We start from the raw sequence: 3,648 nt of genomic DNA on the forward strand, positions 1-3,648 counted from the left end.
ACTTATTCCTTGCACCAGACTCACCTTTTCAACCTTCAAACTCTTGATATATCTAAGTTTTAGCTTTATTAAGCAAGCCCTAACTATAATCCTCCATCTTGTCCGGGTGGATTAGACTGTGGTGAGGCTAAGGCTTTTAGTTTGCCAGTAGAGCGATTATATTGATAGTTTTTGGCAGTTAAAGCAGGATGGGGATTGACACAGTATTGTTTGTTATCAATCATGATTGTGATTACTTGTGATCCAGAAACACAGGAAATAGGGGTTAATTGCCAACTTTGTATTAGAGCTAGATTAGGATCTGAAGATTGGTTAGATGGCTGGGTATTGCCTGTATCTACTGAGCCAAAGATTCGTGTTGTAACCATATCTGGGTTGCCGATCGCAACTATCATAGCAGAGGTACTATTGTTGAGATCATAACGACCATTGTTACTCATGGAGTTGCCGCCAGGACTTTGATTAGTACCTAAATCGGGTACTGATTTGGAAATGGCAACAATACCATCTCGTTGGTTGTTTTTAATTACGTTTCTATGAACTGTGGGTTTAGCTGATTCGGAGATAAAAATTCCATCTTTGTTTTGAACAATTTGGTTTTCTGTCACCATTGGTTTAGCATCACCATTGATGGAAAGACCGAAACCATTATTCTGAAATAAGTTATTACGAATTTCTCCTTGGGAAGTTTTAGTAATGGAAAGACCATTGCCTTTATTTTGTGAAAAAATGTTATTTTCAATTTTAGGAGATCCACTGCCTGTGATAAAAACGCCTTCTCTGACATTTTTAATAAAAGTGTTGTTTTTGATGGTAGGATCAGTTGATTCTACCCATATACCTGTACCTCTGTCATTGGGATTGGTAACTGTCAGGCCTGCAATCGTATTGCCTTGATTTGCTAAGATAGTAATGTTCTGTTTAGCAAAGGTACGACTGATGTAAAAACCACCTCCTGTAATTACTGTTCCTTGACCTTTAGTGGATTCATCACCCTGTAAGGTTATGCCTGGTTTGAGCAATAAGGGGAAGGTTTCTCTGGTGTTATAGTTACCAGCAGCTAGTTGAATAACTGTATCTGGTTTAGCTTGATCAAGGGCGAAGGTAATAGTCTGGAAGGGGGTTGTAGCCGTCGTACCAGCATCAGATGTATCTTTACCAGTGGATGGGTTAACATAAATCACGTTTGCAGTTACGGGAACCTGGGCTGTAACTGTTGATTTGAGAACCAGGATGCTAGATAGGGTGAATGTTGTTACTAAAATAGGGGCAGTTAATAGAAATTTCATAATTCCTGAGTTTTACGCTTCTGAAGCTTTGATTAAGAAAGTCAATCAAAACACGTCCTGGGGAAGGACAAATCAGTAGTGAAGTGCTACCGTATTTCCGACTTTAGTTTTTATTCAGCTATGAGAGAGCGATAGCCAATCCCATTATCCACACTGATTGTTTTTTTGACAATAATTTTGGTATTTCTTCATCAAATCTTCATGTTAATTGTGTGACTCTTTAGCCTTTAGACTAGATTATAACGGAGCTTATAGACGGAAACAGGAAGAAAATGTCAGAAATTAGGAGTATAATTAGGTCAAAAACTAAATTTTTTGATATTTTTGTAAGATTTGAACTATAAGGAGAATTAAATGAATAGCTGTATTTTGATGGTAGAAATTTATGATCACCCCCAACTGCGGCACACACCGGACGGGTTGGAAGTGACAGAAATGATGGTACAGGTTTCGGGAATGAAGCCAGAAGACCCAACACATCCGTTAAAAGTGGTAGGTTGGGGTAACTTAGCGAAAGAAATTCATCAGAGTTATCACCAGGGCGATCGCGTGATCATTGAAGGGCGTTTAGGTATGAATACCATAGAACGGCCTGAAGGGTTTAAAGAAAAACGTGCTGAATTAACAGTACAAAAAATTCATGCGATCGCCCAAGGTTTCAGTACAACTCAACCACCAGTCGCCACTGTCCCTCAAACTGTCCCTCAACCAGCATACCGTCCCACAGAGACATATCAACCAACCAATCCAGCACCAACTCCAGCCCCAAGTTTTACAGCTACAGTACCCCCGTCAGCCCCTGAACCAGATCCCGATGATATTCCCTTTTAAAGAGGCAGGGGCAGGGGGCAGGGGGCAGGGAGCAGGGAGCAGGGAGCAGGGGGAGAGAGGAATAAATTACCAATCCCCAATCACCAATCCCCAATCCCCAATCCCCAATCCCCAATCCCCAATCCCCAATCCCCAATCCCCAATCCCCAATCACCAATCCCCAATCCCCAATCACCAATCCCCAATCCCCAACCCCCAATCCCCAATCACCTATTCCCCGCTAACTTCACCCCATTCACGAATAGCGGGAAAGACGCAAGAGAAATCATCTTCTGGATAGGACATTTTCATCGCTGATTGTAAGATTTCGCGTACACCTTCAATACTGCTGAGATTTAAACCGACGGATTTAGCTTCAGAGATAAATAAATCTATTACTTTGATCAATTGTTTTGTTGGTAAGTTGGCATTTGTGTAGTTTCCATCCAACATCCGACGCAAATTTTGATCAAAAGTAGGCGCGTAAAGTTTACTGTCGCGCAGAATACGCATAAACAAGTCTATATCAATGCCTTGCATCTGCACAAAAGCCAGACTCAGGGCAAAACTGGTTGTCAGTGAGGCAATTAGTTGATTTAGTGCTAGTGTTAGCGCCGAAGCAGATCCCACAGGTCCGATGAGTAAGGGATCTGTTCCAAAATGTTGTAGTATTTTCAAGTGGCGTTGATATTGTTCTGGTTCACCACCCACCATCACAATTAATTTACCAGTTTGGGCTTCTGGAATACTACCAAGCACTGGAGCTTCAATATACTCACCACCAGCCGCAACTACAGCATCTCTAATTTCTTGACTTTCTGGGGGTGTAAGTGTCCCCATTTGGATCACACTGCGCCCTGATAAAGTATGCCAAGAAGTATCTGTGAGTAAGACATGATAAATGGCTGCGGCATTAGAGAGCATCAAGATTATGCAGTCAGCAGAACGAATAGCTTGACGTGCTTGAGTGGTAATTTCCGCGCCAGCAGCCTGGAGTGGGATTAATTTTTCTGGGGTGCGGTTGTAGGCCACTAGGTCTATTTTTGCGGCTAATAACCTTTGAGCCATCGGTAGCCCCATCAATCCAGTTCCCAGAAATGCCACCTTCATGTTTCATGTTCCTTTGGTAAAGCGTAGGTGTAGCCCGACGTAGACATCGCGTTGCCATTGTTTAATTTTCATAACTAATGGGAAGGAGGAAAGAGGGAAAAAACTTCTTTATTCCCCTTTTCCCCAATCATCAATCACCAGACATCAACCACCTGCGGCAAAAGTAGCCATAATTAAAACTGAAAGTAAAATGCCGGGAGTCAGTAGAGTTACAAGCAAAACCAGGTCATGAGTAGACATAATTATTACTTTTCTAAGGTTTTTAACTGTAAAGTAATCACTGCTATGCTAGTCTAATCAAGACTTAAACAGGATTCCTAAATAGAGTTTTAACCTTTTGTCTCAGGACTTGCTCAACTGGCATATTATAAGGTGCGTCAGATTTTAACAATCTGTTGAGTGTTGGCGAATTATCGAGTCCGACGCACCCTACAAGAAA

Annotated in this window: 3 protein-coding genes; 1 reads left to right on the forward strand and 2 read right to left on the reverse strand. The window is 41.7% G+C overall.

Annotated elements, in window-relative coordinates; translation table 11 throughout:
- Positions 1-83: 83 nt before the first annotated feature.
- A complete protein-coding gene (locus tag VB711_RS12215) occupies positions 84-1,289 on the reverse strand; it encodes a DUF1565 domain-containing protein (protein ID WP_416233576.1) in 1,206 nt (401 codons plus the stop codon).
- A 354-nt stretch (positions 1,290-1,643) separates the two neighbouring features.
- Between VB711_RS12215 and VB711_RS12220 the strand changes: the two genes are divergently transcribed.
- The gene (locus VB711_RS12220) at positions 1,644-2,120 is read left to right on the forward strand and encodes a single-stranded DNA-binding protein (RefSeq protein ID WP_323286319.1); all 477 of its coding nucleotides are present in this window, start codon (positions 1,644-1,646) and stop codon (positions 2,118-2,120) included.
- A 210-nt stretch (positions 2,121-2,330) separates the two neighbouring features.
- Here VB711_RS12220 and VB711_RS12225 read toward each other — a convergent pair whose 3' ends face one another.
- On the reverse strand, positions 2,331-3,209 hold the full coding sequence (locus tag VB711_RS12225; RefSeq protein ID WP_323286320.1) for an NAD(P)-dependent oxidoreductase: 879 nt from the start codon (positions 3,207-3,209) through the stop codon (positions 2,331-2,333).
- Positions 3,210-3,648: the final 439 nt, after the last annotated feature.

Source organism: Cronbergia sp. UHCC 0137 (assembly GCF_034932285.1).
Lineage (GTDB): Bacteria > Cyanobacteriota > Cyanobacteriia > Cyanobacteriales > Nostocaceae > Cronbergia.

What these genes read in the sequence shown, in the direction of transcription:
- VB711_RS12225 (WP_323286320.1), bottom strand. Translation starts at nt 3,209, where the DNA reads ATGAAGGTGGCATTTCTGGGAACTGGATTGATGGGGCTACCGATGGCT.
- VB711_RS12215 (WP_416233576.1), bottom strand. Translation starts at nt 1,289, where the DNA reads ATGAAATTTCTATTAACTGCCCCTATTTTAGTAACAACATTCACCCTA.
- VB711_RS12220 (WP_323286319.1), top strand. Translation starts at nt 1,644, where the DNA reads ATGAATAGCTGTATTTTGATGGTAGAAATTTATGATCACCCCCAACTG.